Source organism: Streptomyces sp. SID14478 (assembly GCF_010548525.1).
Taxonomy (GTDB): Bacteria; Actinomycetota; Actinomycetes; order Streptomycetales; family Streptomycetaceae; genus Streptomyces.
Window position 1 is genome coordinate 98,763 of sequence record NZ_JAAGMG010001065.1, and the last position, 18,139, is coordinate 116,901.

General features: G+C 71.4%; 13 protein-coding genes and 1 riboswitch. Of the genes, 9 read left to right on the plus strand and 4 right to left on the minus strand.

Features of this window, described 5'->3' with window-relative positions; translation table 11 throughout:
* Positions 1 to 10 precede the first annotated feature (10 nt).
* Positions 11 to 2,467: a DNA topoisomerase IV subunit A gene (locus tag G3I40_RS34430; RefSeq protein WP_164558764.1), complete on the minus strand. Its 2,457-nt coding sequence runs from the start codon at positions 2,465 to 2,467 to the stop codon at positions 11 to 13.
* Positions 2,468 to 2,766: 299 nt separating this feature from the next.
* Here G3I40_RS34430 and G3I40_RS34435 point away from each other — a divergent pair, with 299 nt between their 5' ends.
* The 4 genes from G3I40_RS34435 (at position 2,767) to G3I40_RS34450 (ending at position 7,644) form a co-directional block, all read left to right on the plus strand.
* Positions 2,767 to 4,116 carry a pitrilysin family protein gene (locus tag G3I40_RS34435; protein WP_203645305.1) on the plus strand — a complete coding sequence of 450 codons (1,350 nt, stop codon included), beginning with the start codon at positions 2,767 to 2,769 and terminating at the stop codon, positions 4,114 to 4,116.
* A gap of 17 nt (positions 4,117 to 4,133) precedes the next feature.
* Positions 4,134 to 5,501 carry a pitrilysin family protein gene (locus G3I40_RS34440; protein WP_164558811.1) on the plus strand — a complete coding sequence of 456 codons (1,368 nt, stop codon included), beginning with the start codon at positions 4,134 to 4,136 and terminating at the stop codon, positions 5,499 to 5,501.
* A gap of 258 nt (positions 5,502 to 5,759) precedes the next feature.
* A riboswitch (cyclic di-AMP (ydaO/yuaA leader) is annotated at positions 5,760 to 5,924 on the plus strand.
* Positions 5,925 to 5,936: 12 nt separating this feature from the next.
* Positions 5,937 to 6,725, plus strand: a complete 789-nt coding sequence (locus G3I40_RS34445) for a M23 family metallopeptidase (RefSeq protein ID WP_164558765.1) — start codon at positions 5,937 to 5,939, stop codon at positions 6,723 to 6,725.
* Between the two features lie 232 nt (positions 6,726 to 6,957).
* On the plus strand, positions 6,958 to 7,644 hold the full coding sequence (locus G3I40_RS34450; RefSeq protein WP_164558766.1) for a GntR family transcriptional regulator: 687 nt from the start codon (positions 6,958 to 6,960) through the stop codon (positions 7,642 to 7,644).
* 129 nt (positions 7,645 to 7,773) lie between these two features.
* Here the strand turns inward: G3I40_RS34450 and G3I40_RS34455 are convergent, their stop codons facing one another.
* Positions 7,774 to 8,055, minus strand: coding sequence for an HPr family phosphocarrier protein (locus G3I40_RS34455; protein WP_030021209.1), 282 nt, complete (start codon positions 8,053 to 8,055; stop codon positions 7,774 to 7,776).
* A gap of 176 nt (positions 8,056 to 8,231) precedes the next feature.
* On the opposite strand from G3I40_RS34455, the gene G3I40_RS34460 reads away from it, so the two are divergent.
* The 4 genes from G3I40_RS34460 to G3I40_RS34475 all read left to right on the plus strand — a co-directional run bounded on the left by G3I40_RS34460 (position 8,232) and on the right by G3I40_RS34475 (position 13,643).
* On the plus strand, positions 8,232 to 11,060 hold the full coding sequence (locus G3I40_RS34460; RefSeq protein ID WP_164558767.1) for a bifunctional GNAT family N-acetyltransferase/acetate--CoA ligase family protein: 2,829 nt from the start codon (positions 8,232 to 8,234) through the stop codon (positions 11,058 to 11,060).
* 83 nt (positions 11,061 to 11,143) lie between these two features.
* The gene (locus G3I40_RS34465) at positions 11,144 to 11,734 is read left to right on the plus strand and encodes a DUF5998 family protein (protein ID WP_203645275.1); all 591 of its coding nucleotides are present in this window, start codon (positions 11,144 to 11,146) and stop codon (positions 11,732 to 11,734) included.
* Positions 11,731 to 12,918, plus strand: coding sequence for a nucleotide pyrophosphatase/phosphodiesterase family protein (locus tag G3I40_RS34470; protein ID WP_164558769.1), 1,188 nt, complete (start codon positions 11,731 to 11,733; stop codon positions 12,916 to 12,918). The genes G3I40_RS34465 and G3I40_RS34470 overlap by 4 nt, the downstream gene beginning before the upstream one ends.
* A 74-nt stretch (positions 12,919 to 12,992) precedes the next feature.
* Positions 12,993 to 13,643, plus strand: coding sequence for a thymidine kinase (locus tag G3I40_RS34475; RefSeq protein WP_164558770.1), 651 nt, complete (start codon positions 12,993 to 12,995; stop codon positions 13,641 to 13,643).
* Positions 13,644 to 13,899: 256 nt separating this feature from the next.
* Here G3I40_RS34475 and G3I40_RS34480 read toward each other — a convergent pair whose 3' ends face one another.
* Positions 13,900 to 16,074, minus strand: a complete 2,175-nt coding sequence (locus G3I40_RS34480) for a TerD family protein (protein WP_164558771.1) — start codon at positions 16,072 to 16,074, stop codon at positions 13,900 to 13,902.
* A gap of 132 nt (positions 16,075 to 16,206) precedes the next feature.
* Positions 16,207 to 16,998, minus strand: coding sequence for a VOC family protein (locus G3I40_RS34485; protein WP_164558772.1), 792 nt, complete (start codon positions 16,996 to 16,998; stop codon positions 16,207 to 16,209).
* Between the two features lie 276 nt (positions 16,999 to 17,274).
* Between G3I40_RS34485 and G3I40_RS34490 the strand changes: the two genes are divergently transcribed.
* Positions 17,275 to 18,132 carry a sulfurtransferase gene (locus G3I40_RS34490; protein ID WP_164558773.1) on the plus strand — a complete coding sequence of 286 codons (858 nt, stop codon included), beginning with the start codon at positions 17,275 to 17,277 and terminating at the stop codon, positions 18,130 to 18,132.
* Positions 18,133 to 18,139 lie beyond the last annotated feature (7 nt).

Genomic DNA, 18,139 nt, shown 5'->3' on the forward strand with positions numbered 1-18,139 from the left:
ACAACACGCCCTAGGCCGGCCCCGCCACCACCGCCACCGTCTTCGCCAGCGAGAGGCCGGAGCCGTCGCGGCGCGGGTCCATCTCGGGGAGCTCGGCCGGCGTGCCGTTCTTCTGCGCCGCGAGCGCGGGCACCGGGCCCGCCCAGGCCAGGCTCAGACAGTCCTCGCCCTTCAGGAAGCGCTGGCAGCGCACGCCGCCGGTCGCGCGGCCCTTGCGCGGGTACTGGTCGAACGGCGTCAGCTTCGCCGTCGTCTGCACCGAGTCGTCGAGCGTGCCGCGCGAACCCGCCACCGTGAAGACCACGGCGTCGGCCGCCGGGTCGACAGCGGTGAACGAGATGACCTTCGCGCCCGTCGCCAGCTTGATGCCGGCCATGCCGCCCGCGGGGCGGCCCTGCGGGCGCACCATGGCGGCCTGGTAACGCAGCAGTTGGGCGTCGTCCGTGATGAAGACCAGGTCCTCCTCGCCGGTCCGCAGCTCCATCGCCCCCACGATCCGGTCGCCGTCCTTGAGCGTGATGACCTCCAGCTCCTCCTTGTGGGAGGGGTAGTCGGGCACCACGCGCTTGACGATGCCCTGCTCCGTACCGAGGGCGATGCCTGGTGACGACTCGTCCAGGGTGGTGAGGCAGATGACGCTCTCGTCCGCCTCCAAGGACGACAGGAACTCGGAGATCGGGGCGCCGCCGGAGAGGTTCGGCGCGGACGCCGTGTCCGGGAGCTGCGGCAGGTCGACCACGTTCAGCCGAAGCAGCCGGCCTTCGGAGGTGACGGCGCCGATCTCGCCGCGTGCCGTCGCCGGCACCGCGGAGATGATCACGTCGTGCTTGACGCGCTTGGCGTCCTCGTCCCCGGCGGGAAGCTCACCGTTGGCCGTACGGGCCAGCAGGCCGGTCGAGGAGAGCAGCACCCGGCACGGGTCGTCGGCGACCTGCAGCGGAACCGCGGACACCGGAGCGCCCGCCGACTCCAGGAGCACCGTGCGCCGATCGGTGCCGAACTTCTTGGCCACCGCGGCCAGTTCGGTGGAGACCAGCTTGCGCAGCTCCGTGTCGGAGTCGAGGATGCCGGTCAGCTCGTCGATCTCGCCGTTGAGCTTGTCGCGCTCCGACTCCAGCTCGATGCGGTCGAACTTCGTGAGGCGGCGCAGCGGCGTGTCCAGGATGTACTGCGTCTGGATCTCGCTCAGCGAGAAGCGCTCGATGAGGCGCTCCTTGGCCTGCGCGCTGTTCTCGCTGGAGCGGATGAGGCGGATGACCTCGTCGATGTCCAGCAGGGCGACGAGCAGACCCTCCACCAGGTGGAGGCGGTCCTGCTTCTTGCTGCGGCGGAACTCGCTGCGACGACGTACCACGTTGAACCGGTGGTCCAGGTAGACCTCGAGGAGCTCCTTGAGGCCGAGGGTGAGCGGCTGGCCGTCCACGAGCGCCACATTGTTGATGCCGAAGGACTCCTCCATCGGCGTCAGCTTGTAGAGCTGCTCCAGGACGGCCTCGGGCACGAAGCCGTTCTTGATCTCGATGACCAGGCGCAGGCCGTGCTCGCGGTCCGTGAGGTCCTTCACGTCCGCGATGCCCTGGAGCTTCTTGGAGCCGACGAGCTCCTTGATCTTCGTGATGACCTTCTCGGGGCCGACCGCGAAGGGCAGCTCGGTGACGACGAGGCCCTTGCGGCGTGCCGTCACGGTGTCCACGGCGACCGTCGCACGGATCTTGAACGTGCCGCGGCCCGTCTCGTACGCGTCCTTGATGCCGGACAGACCGACGATCCGGCCGCCCGTGGGCAGGTCGGGGCCGGGGACGAACTTCATGAGCGTCTCGAGGTCGGCGCCCGGGTGCTTGATCAAGTGCCGCGCGGCGGCGATCACTTCACCGAGGTTGTGCGGCGCCATGTTGGTCGCCATGCCGACGGCGATGCCGGACGCGCCGTTCACCAGGAGGTTCGGGTACGCCGCGGGCAGGACGAGGGGCTCCTGCTCCTGCCCGTCGTAGTTCGGCTCGAAGTCGACCGTGTTCTCTTCGATGGACTCGGTCATCAGGCTGGCCGCCGGGTCCATGCGGCACTCGGTGTACCTCATGGCGGCCGGGCGGTCGTCATTGCCCAGCGAGCCGAAGTTCCCGTGCCCGTCGACCAGGGGGACGCGCATCGAGAACGGTTGGGCCAGGCGTACGAGGGCGTCGTAGATGGACGCGTCGCCATGGGGGTGCAACTTACCCATGACCTCGCCGACGACGCGGGCACACTTCACGTAGCCGCGGTCGGGGCGCAGGCCCATCTCGTTCATCTGGTAGACGATGCGACGGTGTACGGGCTTCATCCCGTCGCGGGCGTCGGGCAGGGCGCGGGAGTAGATGACCGAGTACGCGTACTCCAGGTAGGAGCCCTGCATTTCGTCGACCACGTCGATGTCGAGGATCTTCTCCTCGAAGTCGTCGGGCGGCGGGGTCTTCGTGCTGCGGCGGGCCATCGCTGCTGCGGCTCCTTCACCAACAAGAACGGGTACATGAACGGGATCTGTCGCGGACCATTGTGGACCTCCCCACTGACAACACCGATCGCGACCCGTCCGTACCGGGTGGTTCGGGGCCCGTGAGGGGCCGTCCTGCTCGCTTACGGCGTAGCACGGGCGGGAACTTCGCCAGGCGTCGGCGCGCTTGCATACAGTGGCAGGACTGGCAGCAGTTCTCTGTTCTCAGTGTCCTGTGAGTACATCAGTGTTCATCAGTGTTGTTCGCGTTCTCCGCGATCGAAGGGACGTACATGCCCATGGGTCACACGGCCACCGCCGAGGCCGGCTCCGGCGGTCTGACAGCGACCGAGCACCGGCTGGCCAACGGCCTGCGCGTGGTGCTCTCCGAGGATCACCTCACCCCTGTCGCGGCGGTCTGCCTCTGGTACGACGTCGGCTCGCGCCACGAGGTCAAGGGCCGTACGGGCCTGGCTCACCTTTTCGAGCACCTGATGTTCCAGGGATCGAAGCAGGTGCATGGCAATGGTCACTTCGAGTTCGTGCAGGGCGCGGGCGGCTCGCTCAACGGCACGACGAGCTTCGAGCGGACGAACTACTTCGAGACCATGCCCGCCCACCAGCTGGAGCTCGCGCTGTGGCTGGAGGCCGACCGCATGGGCTCGCTGCTCACGGCCCTCGACGAGGAGTCGATGGAGAACCAGCGGGACGTCGTGAAGAACGAGCGCCGTCAGCGCTACGACAACGTCCCCTACGGCACCGCGTTCGAAAAGCTGACCGCCCTCATGTACCCGGAGGGCCACCCGTACCACCACACGCCCATCGGCTCCATGGCCGACCTGGACGCGGCCACCCTTGAGGACGCGCGGAACTTCTTCCGCACCTACTACGCGCCCAACAACGCGGTGCTCTCCGTAGTGGGCGACATCGATCCCGAGCAGACGCTCGCCTGGATCGAGAAGTACTTCGGCTCCATCCCCGGTCACGACGGCAAGCCCGCCCCGCGCGACGGCTCGCTGCCCGAGGTGATCGGCGGGCAGCTGCGCGAGGTCGTCGAGGAAGAGGTGCCGGCGCGCGCCCTGATGGCGGCCTACCGGCTCCCCGAGGACGGCACGCGCGCGTCCGACGCCGCCGACGTGGCCCTGACGGTGCTCGGCGGCGGCGAGTCGTCCCGCCTCTACAACCGTCTCGTACGCCGGGACCGCACCGCCGTGGCCGCCGGGTTCGGTCTGCTGCGCCTGGCCGGGGCCCCCTCCCTCGGCTGGCTCGACGTGAAGACCTCCGGGGACGTCGAGGTGCCCGTCATCGAGGCGGCCGTCGACGAGGAGCTCGCCCGGTTCGCCGCACAGGGCCCGAGCGAGGAGGAAATGGAGCGCGCCCAGGCACAGTTGGAGCGCGAGTGGCTGGACCGGCTCGGCACCGTCGCGGGCCGCGCCGACGAACTGTGCCGCTACGCCGTGCTGTTCGGCGACCCGCAGCTCGCCCTCACCGCGGTGCAGCGCGTCCTGTCGGTGACCGCCGACGAGGTCCAGGAGGTCGCCAAGGCCCGCCTGCGCCCCGACAACCGGGCGGTGCTCGTGTACGAGCCCACGGCCCCCGCCGAGACCGAAGACGAGAGCGACGACAGCGACGAGGAGGCGGGCCGGTGACCGAGCAGCTCGCAGTCATGGACTTCCACCCCCGGCCGCAGGCGGGTGCGGCCAAGCCGTGGGCGTTCCCCGCCCCGCAGCGCGGCACGCTCGCCAACGGCCTGACCGTGCTGCGCTGCGACCGGCCCGGCCAGCAGGTCGTCGCCGTCGAGGTGAACCTGGAGGCGCCGCTGGACGCCGAGCCGGCCGGGCTCGACGGCGTCGCCACGATCATGGCGCGTGCCTTCAACGAGGGCACCGACAAGCACTCCGCCGAGGAGTTCGCGGCCGAACTGGAGCGTTGCGGCGCCACGTTGGACGCGCACGCCGACCACCCCGGTGTCCGCGTCTCCCTCGAAGTGCCGGTCTCCCGCCTTCCCAAGGCGCTGGCGCTGCTGGGCGACGCCCTGCGAGCCCCCGCCTTCGCGGACGGCGAGATCGAGCGGCTCGTCCGCAACCGCCTCGACGAGATCCCGCACGAGAGCGCCAACCCGGCCCGCCGCGCCGCCAAGGAGCTGTCCAGGCAGCTCTTCCCGGCCGGCGCGCGCATGTCGCGTCCGCGTCAGGGCACCGAGGAGACCGTCGCCGCCATCGACGCGGCGGCCGTACGCGCCTTCTACGAGAAGCACGTACGTCCCGCGACCGGCACCGTCGTCGTGGTGGGCGATCTTTCCTCCACCGACCTCGACGCCCTCCTCGAGGACACGCTCGGCGCCTGGACCGGCAACACGGCCGAGCCGCACCCGGTCTCGCCCATCACCGCCGACGACACCGGCCGCGTCGTCATCGTGGACCGTCCCGGCGCGGTGCAGACGCAGCTGCTGATCGGTCGCACCGGACCCGACAAGCACGACCGGGTGTGGGCCGCGCAGATCCTCGGCACGTACTGCCTCGGCGGCACCCTCACCTCCCGTCTGGACCGCGTCCTGCGCGAGGAGAAGGGCTACACCTACGGTGTGCGGTCCTTCGCCCAGGTGCTGCGGTCCGCTCCCGACGGGACGGGCGCCGCGATGCTCGCCATCAGCGGCTCCGTGGACACCCCGAACACTGGCCCCGCGCTCGACGACCTCTGGAAGGTCCTGCGCACCCTCGCCGAGGAGGGCCTCACGGACGCCGAACGGGACACCGCGGTACAGAACTTGGTGGGGGTGGCCCCGCTCAAGTTCGAGACCGCCGCGGCCGTCGCGAGCACCCTGGCCGACCAGGTCGAGCAGCAGCTGCCGGACGACTTCCAGGCCCAGCTGTACCGCCGGCTCGCCGAGACGGGCACCGTGGAGGCCACTGCGGCCGTCGTGAGCGCCTTCCCGGCGGACCGCCTGGTGACGATCCTCGTGGGGGACGCCGCGCAGATCGAGGAGCCCGTCAGGGCCCTCGGCATCGGCGAGGTGACCGTGGTCACCGGCTGACCCGCAGCCCCGCACGCCCGGCGAAGCCCCGGTGGTCCCGCCGACCACCGGGGCTTCGTGGTGCCACTCCCGACCACTCCCGGCCACTCGTGTCCGTTCACGCGTGCCCATGGATCACGTATGTCCGAAATGCGGCAGAGGTTGCCTGTCTGCTCTGTGGCATGCACTACAAAAGCCGGGATCCGTTTGTTGATTAAAAGATGTCCCGCTTAGCGTCGGTCCGGCTGTCCGCCAGACACGCGTCGCGCCCGCGACACCGGACAGTCATCGCCGAGTCCCCCACGGCGCGAGCCAGGGGAGCCGGGGACCCACCGCAGTCCCTGGGGTGAATCGGACGCTCTTCTCCGTAGAGGAGGGCGGCCGTAGGAGACCTTCCTGCTCCGAACCCGTCAGCTAACCCGGTAGGCGAGAGGGAAGGAAAGGACCAGCCACTTCATGGCGTTCACCCGTGCCACCGGGAAGCACCGTCGCCCGAGCCGCATCACGCGTACCACCGCGCAGGTCGCAGGCGTCGCCGCGCTGACCACCACCGGTGTCATCGGCGGCCTCGCCGCCCCCGCTCTCGCCGCCGACAGCGCGGCCGTCGACCAGAACGGCCTGACCCAGGCCATCTCCATCGGTGACTCCCTGGCCGACCAGATCGACGCCCAGGCCTCCGCGCAGCAGAAGGCCGCCGACGAGGCCGCCGCGAAGAAGAAGGCGGAGGCCGAGGCCAAGAAGAAGGCCGAGGAGGCCAAGCGCGAGGCCGAGGCGAAGGCCAAGAAGGAGCGCGAGGCCAAGGAGCGCGCCGCCCGTGAGGCCGAGCGCAAGCGCCTCAACTCCTTCGTGGCGCCCGTCTCCCACTCCTACGTGTCCACCGGCTACAAGAGCGGCGGCTCGCTGTGGTCCTCCGGCAGCCACACCGGCATCGACTTCCACGCGGCGAGCGGTACCGCCGTGCACGCGGTCGGCTCCGGCACCGTCGTCGAGGCCGGCTGGGGCGGCGCGTACGGCAACAACGTCGTGATCAAGATGAACGACGGCACGTACACCCAGTACGGTCACCTGTCGTCCATCGGTGTCTCCGTCGGCCAGTCGGTCACCCCCGGCCAGCAGATAGCCCTCTCCGGTGCCACCGGCAACGTCACGGGCCCGCACCTCCACTTCGAGGCCCGCACGAGCCCCGACTACGGTTCGGACATCGACCCCATCGCGTACCTGCGCTCGCACGGCGTGAACGTCTGACGCGTCCCGCCTGCCCGCAGCGGCATCCCCGAAAGCCCCGGCTCATCGAGTCGGGGCTTTCGTGCGTGCACACCGTTCCTGTCCAAAAAATATCCCTGGATTCCCGGCTGCCGTCGGAAATTCAAGAAGGGTGGAATAGAGTCACTGGGCAAGCGCGCGGGACGAGCGTCATTCGCGCCTGCACGAGCGTCAATCGACCGCGTTTCGCGGGGATTAAGGCGGAGGTCGGGTCATGCGCATTCCCGCGCACTCGGTATGCACGGCGATCCGCGACGACATCGTCGCGGGTGTCTACGAGCGCGGCAGCAGACTCACCGAGGAACTGCTCGCGCGTCGCTACGGCGTCTCGCGCGTGCCGGTCCGGGAGGCGCTGCGCACCCTGGAGGCCGAGGGCTTCGTCGTCACGCGCAGGCACGCGGGCGCGTGCGTGGCCGAACCCACCGAACAGGAGGCGGCCGATCTCCTGGAGATCCGCATGCTGCTGGAGCCGCTGGGCGCGGCGCGCGCGGCGCAGCGTCGCACCGAGGCCCACCTCAAGGTCCTGCGAGGCCTGGTCAGGCTGGGCCAGGAGCGCTCCAGGCGCGGCCAGAACGAGGACCTGCGCTCCCTGGGCGGCTGGTTCCACGAGACGCTCGCACAGGCCTCCGGGAGCCCGGGTCTGACCGCCCTGCTCACCCAGCTCCGGCACAAGATCGCCTGGATGTACGCGGTGGAGACCCCGGCTCAGCCGGCCGAGTCCTGGGCCGAGCACGGCGCCATCGTCGACGCGGTGGCCCGCGGCGACGCCGAGCGCGCCCGTTCCCTGACCGCCCTGCACACGGAGCGCGCGGCGACGGCGCACCGGCTGCGCGTGCCCCGGGCGGGCGACCGTGTGAGGACTTCGCAACGTCCCGTAAACATGGCGGGCGGCCATGCTTAACAATTGCGCCGTATACAAAGAGAAGTGAATTCGGGGGCGTGAATTCTTGCTGCCTAAAATGGCGTCCACATAACAGTGGCGGTGCTCTTCAACTGAAGAGCACCGCCACTGTTAATGGAAAAGCGCGGACTACACGGTCTCGGGAAGCTCCTCGAGCCCCTCGGCGACCAGCTTGGCCAGACGGTCGAGCGCGGCGTCCGCGCCTTCGGCGTCGGAGGCCAGGACGATCTCCTCGCCGCCCTGGGCGCCCAAGCCCAGCACCGCGAGCATGGAGGCGGCGTTGACGGGGTTGCCGTCGGCCTTGGCGATCGTCACGGGGACGCCGGCCGCCGTGGCCGCGCGGACGAAGATGGAGGCGGGGCGGGCGTGGAGACCCTCGGCCCAGCCGACGTTGACGCGGCGCTCAGCCATGTGATGCTGCCCTTCAGGTGACTCACGGTTGTCTAGACCATTCTCCCACACCGGGGCACGTGCTCGACGCGGACCCGGGTCCCGTGAGCTGCGCCCTTCGGCGTTCCTTAGCCTGCCTCGCACCCGCGTGCGCCGCGACCCGTACGACTGTCGGTGCCCGGCCCTACTCTTGCGGCATGGAGACCCCGTCGGACCGGCACGCCTACCCCGCGCACTGGGAGGCCGACGTGGTGCTGCGCGACGGCGGCACCGCGCGGATCAGGCCCATCACCACCGAGGACGCCGAGCGTCTGACCAGCTTCTACGAGCAGGTCTCGGACGAGTCGAAGTACTACCGCTTCTTCGCGCCCTACCCCCGTCTGTCCGACAAGGACGTCCACCGCTTCACCCATCACGACTACGTCGACCGGGTCGGGCTCGCGGCCACCATCGGCGGTGAGTTCATCGCGACCGTGCGCTACGACCGGATCGACGGCCAGGGCAGGCCGGCCTCGGCGCCCGCCGACGAGGCCGAGGTCGCCTTCCTGGTGCAGGACGCCCATCAGGGGCGAGGCGTGGCGTCCGCCCTCCTGGAGCACATCGGCGCGGTCGCCCGCGAGCGCGGCATCCGCCGGTTCGCCGCCGAGGTGCTGCCCGCCAACACCAAGATGATCAAGGTGTTCACGGACGCCGGGTACACACAGAAGCGCAGCTTCGAGGACGGCGTGGTCCGTCTGGAGTTCGACCTGGAGCCCACCGAGGCGTCCCTCGCGGTGCAGCGCGCCCGCGAGCAGCGCGCCGAGGCCCGCTCCGTGCAGCGCCTCCTCGCGCCCGGTTCCGTCGCCGTGATCGGTGTCGGCCGTGCGCCCGGCGGAGTGGGGCGCAGCGTCCTCGACAACCTCAGGGACGCGGGGTTCACGGGCCGCCTGTACGCCGTGAACAAGGAGTTCCCCGAGGACCTGACCGAGATCGACGGCGTCCCCGCGCACCGCTCCGTACGCGACATCGACCCGGCCGACCCCGTCGACCTGGCCGTCGTCGCCGTACCCGCACCGCTCGTCCCCGAAGCCGTCGCCGAATGCGGTGCACGCGGCGTACAAGGACTCGTCGTGGTCTCCGCCGGTTACGCCGAGAGTGGGGCCGAGGGCCGCGAGCGCCAGCGGGAACTCGTACGGCAGGCCCGCACCTACGGGATGCGCATCATCGGACCGAACGCCTTCGGAGTCGTCAACACCTCCCCCGACGTGCGGCTCAACGCCTCCCTCGCCCCGCAGATGCCACGGCCCGGCCGCATCGGACTGTTCGCCCAGTCCGGTGCCATCGGCATCGCCCTCCTGTCCCGCCTGCACCGCAGGGGCGGCGGCGTCACCGGCGTCACCGGGGTGTCGACCTTCGTCTCCGCAGGAAACCGCGCCGACGTCTCCGGCAACGACGTCCTTCAGTACTGGTACGACGACCCGGACACCGACGTCGCCCTGATGTACCTGGAGTCCATCGGCAACCCGCGCAAGTTCACCCGCCTCGCCCGCCGCACCGCCGAGGCCAAGCCCCTCGTCGTCGTACAAGGCGCCCGGCACAGCGGCATCGCCCCCACAGGGCACGCCGTACGCGCCACGCGTCTGCCGTACGCCACGGTCTCCGCCCTGCTGCGACAGGCCGGCGTCATACGGGTCGACACCATCACCGAACTCGTCGACACCGGGCTCCTGCTGGCCCGCCAGCCGCTGCCCGCCGGGCCCCGCGTCGCCATCCTCGGGAACTCGGAGTCGCTCGGCCTGCTCACCTACGACGTGTGCCTCTCCGAAGGACTGCGGCCCAAGACGCCCCGCGACCTGACGACGGCCGCCTCCGCGACGGACTTCCGTGCCGCCCTCGAAGAGGCGCTGGCCGACGACAAGACGGACTCCGTCGTCGTCACCGCCATGCCGGCCGTGGGGGAGGACTCCGCCCAGGACGCGGAGCTGGCTGCCGCCCTCAGCGCGGCCGCGGCGACCGCGCCCGCGAAGCCGGTGCTCGTCGTCCACGTGGAACTCGGCGGACTCGCCGAGGCACTCTCCGCCGCGGCCAGCACCGGCCCCAACGCGCCGGGCGCCCCCGGCGTCCAGACCCCTCGGCCGACCCCCGCCACGGCGGGGACGTCCGACGACACCCCGCGCCTCATCCCGGCCTACCCCGCCGCCGAGCGCGCCGTGCACGCCCTCTCCGAAGTCGTGAAGTACGCCCAGTGGCGGCGCGACGCGGCCGAGCCGGGCAGGGTGCCCGAGTACGACGGCATCGACGAGTCGGCGGCCGCCGACCTCATCACCGAACTGCTCGCCAAGGAGGACGACCCGCGCGGGGTCGAGCTCGCCCCGGACGACGCGCGCGCACTGCTCGCCCGCTACGGCGTCGCCGTACGGCAGACGCTGCCCGCCCCCGATCCGGACCGCGCCGTCGAGGCGGCGCGCACCCTCGGCTACCCCGTGGCCCTCAAGACGACCGCCCCGCACCTGCGTCACCGTGCCGACCTCGGCGGCGTACGCCTGGACCTCGCCGACGAGACGGACCTGCGCCGCGCCTACGAAGAGCTCACCGAGCACCTCGGCAAGCCCGCCGAGCTGCGCCCCGTGGTGCAGTCGATGGCACCGCGCGGCGTCGACACCGTCGTGCGGGCCGTCATCGACCCCGCGGCCGGAGCGGTGCTGTCCTTCGGCCTGGCCGGCGCCGCCTCCGAGCTGCTCGGCGACACCGCGCACCGCCTGATCCCGGTCACCGAGCAGGACGCCCGGGGCATCGTCCGCTCGATCAAGACGGCGCCGATCCTGTTCGGCTGGCGCGGCGCCGCGCCCGTCGACACCCCTGCGCTCGAAGAGCTGCTGCAGCGCGTGTCCCGCCTCGTCGACGACCATCCCGAGGTGGTCGGCGTCGCCCTCGAACCGGTCGTCGTCGCCCAGCAGGGGCTGACCGTGCTCGGCGCCTCCGTCCGGCTCGCGCCGCCCCCCGCCCGCGACGACCTCGGCCCGCGCACCCTGCCCGCCGCGTACTGACCGGCACACCCCGCGAAAGGCCCTCACCGAGGGTTGTCCACAGGGGCAACGGCAGCCTCTTCCCGGGCCTTAGGATGGACCCCATGGCCAAGACCAGTACGACGACCCAAGGGCTGCGAGCGGCGATCGAGCGCAGCGGCTACTACCCGGCCCTCGTGGCCGAGGCGGTGGAGGCCGCGGTCGGCGGCGAACCCATGTCGTCGTTCCTCGTGCACCAGGAGACCACGTTCGACGCGAACGAGGTCCGCCGTCACGTCACCGTCCTGGTCCTGACCGACACCCGCTTCATCGTCAGTCACACCGACGAGCAGGCGGCGGACACCACCTCCCCGACGCCGTACGCGACGACGTCCACGGAGTCCGTGAAGCTCGACCGGATCTCCTCCGTCGTGCTCAGCCGTGTCGTCGCCAATCCGGAGAAGTACGTTCCGGGCACGCTGCCGCGCGAGGTCGTCCTCACCATCGGCTGGGGCGCCGTCGCCCGCATCGACCTGGAGCCCGCCGCCTGCGGCGACCCCAACTGCGAGGCGGACCACGGCTACACGGGCAGCTCGACCGCCGACGACCTCAGCCTGCGCGTCAGCGAGGCGGGCGACGGGCCGGAGACCGTGCGGCAGGCCCTCGCCTTCGCCCAGTCCCTCTCCGAGGCCACCGCGGACGCGGGACGCCGATGACGCAGGCCGCCTGGGACGACGTAGAGCCGCTCCCCGTTCACTCCGCTCCCGTCCCGGCGTACGGCACCGGCTCCCTCGCCGACCTGCTGCCCACCCTCGGCTTCCACCTCGGCGTCCCCGGCTGCGCGGGGACGATCCCGGAGCTGCAGCCGGTCGACCGCGCCTGCGTCTTCCTGATCGACGGCCTCGGCTGGGAGCAGCTGAAGGCGCACCCGGACGAGGCCCCGTTCCTCAGCTCGCTCATAGCCTCCTCGCGGGGCGGCACCGGACGCCCGATCACCGCGGGCTTCCCCGCCACCACCGCGACCTCCCTCGCCTCGGTCGGCACGGGTCTGCCGCCCGGCGCGCACGGCCTGCCCGGTTACACCGTGCGCAACCCGGCCACCGGCGCGCTGATGAACCAGCTCCGCTGGCACCCGTGGACGAGCCCGCGCCCCTGGCAGCCGTACCCGACGATCTTCCAGCGCGCCCACGAGGCCGGGGTCCGCACCGCCCAGGTGTCCGCCCCCGCCTTCGAGTCGACACCGCTCACCAAGATCGCTCTCAGTGGCGGCACGTTCCACGGCCGTCTCTCCGGCGAGGACCGCATGGACCTGGCCGCCGAGCAACTGGCAGCGGGGGACCGGTCGTTGGTCTACACGTACTACAGCGAGGTCGACGGCAAGGGGCACCGCTTCGGCGTCGACTCCGACGCCTGGCGCGGCCAGCTCATGTACGTCGACCGCCTCGCCCAGCGCCTCGCCGAGCAACTCCCGCCGCGCAGCGCCCTGTACGTGACCGCCGACCACGGCATGCTCGACATCCCCTTCGACGAGCAGTCCCGCATCGACTTCGACGAGGACTGGGAACTGGGCGCGGGCGTCGCCCTGTTGGGCGGCGAGGGCCGCGCACGGCACGTGTACGCGGTCCCCGGCGCCCAGAGCGACGTCCTGGCCGTCTGGCGCGAGGTCCTCGGCGAGCAGTTCTGGATCGCGAGCCGCGACGAGGCGATCGCCGCGGGCTGGTTCGGTCCTGCGGTCGACCCACGGGTGTACGACCGGCTCGGCGACGTCATCGCCGCGGCCCGCGACGACGTGGTCATCATCGCCTCGCGCACCGAGCCGAAGGAGTCCCTGATGGTCGGCAACCACGGCTCCATGACTCCGGTGGAACAGCTCGTACCGCTTCTGGAAGTACGGTCCTGAGGCCTGCGAAGCCGGCCCTGTGTTCCCCCTGCCCCTCCGCACTCCTGCCCCTTCCGAAAGGTTCCGCTGTCCTGATGTCCGAACTTGCCTTCTTCTCCGGGACCATGGACTGCGGAAAGTCGACTCTGGCGCTTCAGATCGTCCACAACCGGTCGGCTCGCGGCCTGCAGAGCGTGATCTTCACGAGGGACGACCGGGCCGGTGAGGGCAAGCTGTCGTCCCGTCTGGGGCTGGTCACCGAGGCGGTGGAGGCGGCGCCGGACCTCGACCTCTACGGCTACGTGGTGGACCTCATCACGCGTGGCGGCAAGGTCGACTACGTCATCGTCGACGAGGCGCAGTTCCTGCGGCCCGAGCAGATCGACCAGCTGGCGCGGGTCGTGGACGACCTGGACCTCGACGTCTTCGCCTTCGGCATCACCACGGACTTCCGCACCAAGCTCTTCCCCGGTTCGCAGCGGCTGATCGAGCTGGCGGACCGGGTGGAGACGCTGCAGGTCGAGGCGATGTGCTGGTGCGGGGCGCGGGCCACGCACAACGCCCGCACCGTGGGCGCCGAGATGATCGTCGAGGGCGAGCAGGTCGTCGTCGGAGACGTGGGCACGGACGTCGAGATCGTCGGCTACGAGGTGCTGTGCCGTCGACACCACCGCAAGCGGATGACCAGCGCGTCCGCGCGCGCGGCGGCCCTGTCGCCCGACGTCCTGCCGGTGACCACGGCCTGACGCGCTGATCGGCCACTCGATGCGCACGCCGCGCTGTCCCGGCGGCGCACGACGAGGCCCCCGGCGCGGAACGCCAGGGGCCCGAAGTCGGCGGTGAGGAAAGCGAAGAGGCTATTTCTACAGGAAAGGTGTGAGAAGGAAGCCTCCTCATGGCCTCACCGGGCCGAGCCGAGGAGAGCGCGAGAGCTGATGTCGAACCCCCGAGAGGGTGGAGAAGGAAGCCCTCGCATGGCCTCGATGCGCCGGACGCTACCAGTCACTCCGGGATCACGTCGCGCAGATTTTCCGGCGTGAGGATCCGTGACGCCGGGTGCAGCCCTTCCGGCGACTGCAGCCCGATGTACGTGACCGGACCCTCCGGCACGCAGGTGCCGTCCCAGACGGTGACCTGCGCACGGCCCATCAGGCCGAGCAGCCAGCGCACGGTCAGCTGCTCCCGCTCGACGACGTCGCGCAGCAGCGCCTCCACCGTCACGCGGGTCTCCTCGACGCGGTTGGCGTGCGGGAAGCCCTTGAGATACAGGTGCAGCCAGCGCGCCCGCCACCGACCGTCCGCACCGCGCTGGAACACCAGCGGCAGCGCCACCCGGCCGGGGCCGCGCAGATCGGACTTCATCCGCACGGTCCGCGGCTCGAACGGCCGCCCCCGCTGCTCGCCTTCCCGCAGCATGAACCCGAAGAACGACTCCTCGACCTCCACGAAGCCCTCCCCGGAGTACAGCAGTACCTGCGGCACGACGAAGCTGCCGCGCACCGCCCCGAGCCGCAGCTCGATGAACTCCGAGGCGCCTTCCGGTGCTTCGGTGATGTCCCCGGAGTGCCGGCCCTCCACATCGGTCAGCTGTGTGTACGAGAGCCAGGTGACCTGTTCGTAGTCGTCGTCCAGGACCACCGCGGACAAGTCGTAGTCCGTGGTGAGGCTCTTCTGCTTCCAGTACACGAAGAACCGCAGCAGCTCACCGTCGACCGGCGACACCGAACCGCGCGGCAGCACCCCGAGCCCGGAGGAGACCGCCTTGCCGCTGAGCGGCAGCGCGACGTCGAGCACATCCGGGTCGACGAGCACCGGCCCGTCCTGCGGCAGGCGGCGCGTGATCTCCGCGTCCAGCAGCGCGACCAGCCGCTCCTTGACGGCGGTCGGCAGCGCGGGCCGGACGTCCTCGGTGACCCAGGCGCGCCCCAGCCGGTTGATGAACACCCGGCCTGCACCCGCCCGTTCGAGGCGGCCGCCCCGGTTCAGGAGGTGCTGGCGGACCGAGAGCAGCACCCGCCCGGCCGCCTGCGGCGCACATTCCTCGACGGCGGCGAGCACGGCCGTGAGCTCTTCGTCCGTACGGGCCGTGCGCACCAGCCGGTCCAGGGACCTCAGCAGCACACCCGGTGCTGACGTCAGCAGCTCGGCCGCGCCGGCCACGTCGCCGCGGCCGAGCAGTTCCTCGGTGCGGCTCGCGAAGGAGCGCACCCGCTGCTCACCGCGCGCCACCGCGAACACCTGGGCGGCGTACGGCCACTGCGGGTACTCGTGCGGGTGCAGCCGCTCACCGAGCCGCTTCCACGCCTCCCGGTGGGCTCCCGCGTCGGCGAGCTTCGCGGGCGCCGCGGCGACCACGCCGTCCAGACCCGCGAGCAGCGCCCGGCGCGTGGGCCGCGACAGCTTCACGAACCGGGTGGGCTCCAGCAGGGACACGTCCCCGTCGGCCAGTGCGCAGGCCAGGCGCAGCACATCGGTGACGGTGTCGAGGAGCAGCCCCGAACCCGCCCGCAGGCGCGCCTTGTTGATCACGGCGCGGTTCTCCCGGACCGGTATCTCCTCGGGCTGCGGGCCGTCCACGCAAGTCGCGGCGAGCGCGTCGAGATCCCGGAGGTGGTCCTCGCCGAGCGGAGTGCGGCTGCCCGCGAGGTGCAGGTACAGCGCGCCGACCTCGTCCCGCGCGTCCCGGCCGAGGTGCAGCACGGTCAGCCGGTCGCCGGCCGCCGCGATCAACTCCTCGTGGTGGCCGAGCATGTCGGCGTACGTGTGCGGGTAGCGCCCGTACGACGGCAGCGTGAGGAGATCGACCACGCCGGTGCTCAGCTGCCGGAGCGTGCCCGCGCGGGACGCGTCGTCGGCGAGCGCCTCGCGGATGCACCGCACCCAGAAGTCCAGCGTGTCCGGAACGTTCGCCGGGAAGTCGATGAAGTACGCGTTGTGCCGCACATGGTCACCGACCAGCTCGCGCACCGCGGCCAGGGTCCGCACGGCGACATCGGTCACCGCACCCTCGGACAGCCCTGCCAGCCGAGCGAGGAGCGGCGCCGACAGCTTGAACCCCACGGACATCAGCGCGGCATCGAACTGCCGCGCGGCGACGGCACCTTCACCGGCCGGCCCTTCGGGGGCGGGGAGACGGTGGGTGTGCCGGACGACCAGGTGATCGAGAGGGTGGGCCATGCGGGAAGGGTGACAGAGCGGTACGACCGTACGCACGTGGGTTTTCCGTGCGCGCCCGCGGGCGCTCGCCCGTCCCGGCCCGTCACTTCACCTGTCCCGGACCGCCCTTGGGGCCGGGCCCCGGGCAGCCGGTCAGCCCTGGTCCGTCGCGGGGTCCGGCGACGACACCACCGCGAACTGCGCGCCTTCCGGGTCCGCCACCGTCGCCACCCGGCCGTGCGCACCGTCCCGCGCGGGCTTGACGACATGGCCGCCCAGATCCGCGACCCGCTCGACGGCCTCGTCCACGTCCGCGACCTCGAAGTACGTCATCCAGTGCGGGCCGCGGTCGCGGGGCAGCGCGTGCCCGACACCGAGTACGGAGGCCACCGGGCGGCCCTCCAGGTGCAGCGTCAGGGAGTCGAAGTCCGCAGAGACCACGGCCTCCTCGGTGTATCCGAACACCGCCTGGTAGAACTTCGCGACGCTCACCGTCTCCCGCGTCACCAGCTCGTTCCACGACACCGCGCCCGGTACGCCGGTCAGCGCCATGCCCAGGTGCCCCGCCGCCTGCCAGATGCCGAACACCGCGCCCGTCGGGTCGGAGGCCACGGCCATCCGGCCCGCCTCACCCGCGTCCAGCGGACCGACGCCCACCGTGCCGCCGCAGTGCCGCACCGACTCGGCCGTCGTGTCCACGTCGTCCGAGGCCAGATAGGGCGTCCAGGCGATCGGCAGCTGGCGGTCGGGCGGCAGGAGGCCGATGCCGGCCACCTCCTTGCCGTCCAGGAGCGCCCGCACGTACGGGCCGAGCTGCTGAGGTCCCGGCCGGAACTCCCAGCCGAACAGTGCCCCGTAGAACTCCTGGGTCGCGGCCATGCCGTGCACCATCAGGCTCACCCAGCAAGGTGTGCCCGGTACGCGCGGGGCTGCTGCCTCGGTCATCGTCACTCTCTCCTCGGAAACGGAACCCTCGGGGCCCTCATGCGGGATCCCGCGTGTCGCATCACGCCCGTGCTGATGTTGGCACTCCGTGCCGCGCGGCGCTCCCTGACCGCGCCGAAACCGCCGGACTCCTGGCAGAGGATGCCCGAATCGGTGTTTCGCTGACATTGCGTCGCCATGATCCGGCCGTGTCCTGCCGATTGACGCTCGGTAGTCGATCGAGCACGCTATCCGAACGCGGGCGCCCGGGCCAGACCATGAGCAAGGATGGCCCTCATGAATGCCATCATCACCGCATCCGAACTTGCGAGCGAGTTGGCGGGGGAGAACCCGCCGGTACTGCTCGACATCCGCTGGCAGCTGAGCGTCGCGAAGGCGGCGGGAGAGCCCGCTTTCGACGGCCGTGCCGAGTACGCCAAGGGCCACCTGCCCGGTGCGGTATTTATCGACCTCGATGCGGAACTTGCAGGTCACGCGGGCGCGAAGGAGGGGCGGCACCCGCTGCCCGACCTGGCGGTGCTCGGCGCCGCGCTGCGCGCGGCGGGCGTCTCGGCGGACCGTGATGTGGTCGTGTACGACGGTGGACAGGGCTGGGCCGCGGCCCGTGCGTGGTGGCTGCTGCGCTGGACGGGTCACCCGTCCGTGCGCGTCCTCGACGGCGGCCTCGCCACCTGGGAGGGCCCCCTGGAGACCGAGATCCCGTCGCCGGAGCCCGGGACCTTCACCCCTGCACCGGGTGCCACCGGACTCCTCGACGCGGACGGCGCGGCCGCGCTGGCCCGCTCCGGTCTCCTCCTGGACGCCCGTGCCGCCGAGCGCTACCGCGGCGACGTGGAGCCCATCGACCGCGTCGGAGGCCACATCCCGGGCGCCGTCTCGGCGCCGACCACGCAGAACGTCGCGGCCGACGGCCGCTTCCTTCCGGCCGCGGAACTCGCCGACCGCTTCACGACCCTCGGCGCGACCGGCGCCGCGGGCCAGGTCGGCGTCTACTGCGGCTCGGGCGTCTCCGGCGCCCACGAGGTCCTGGCGCTCGCGGTGGCGGGCATCGACGCCCAGTTGTACGTCGGCTCGTGGTCACAGTGGTCCGCGGACGAGTCCCGCCCGGTGGCGACGGGCCCCGACCCGCAGTAGCCGTTCG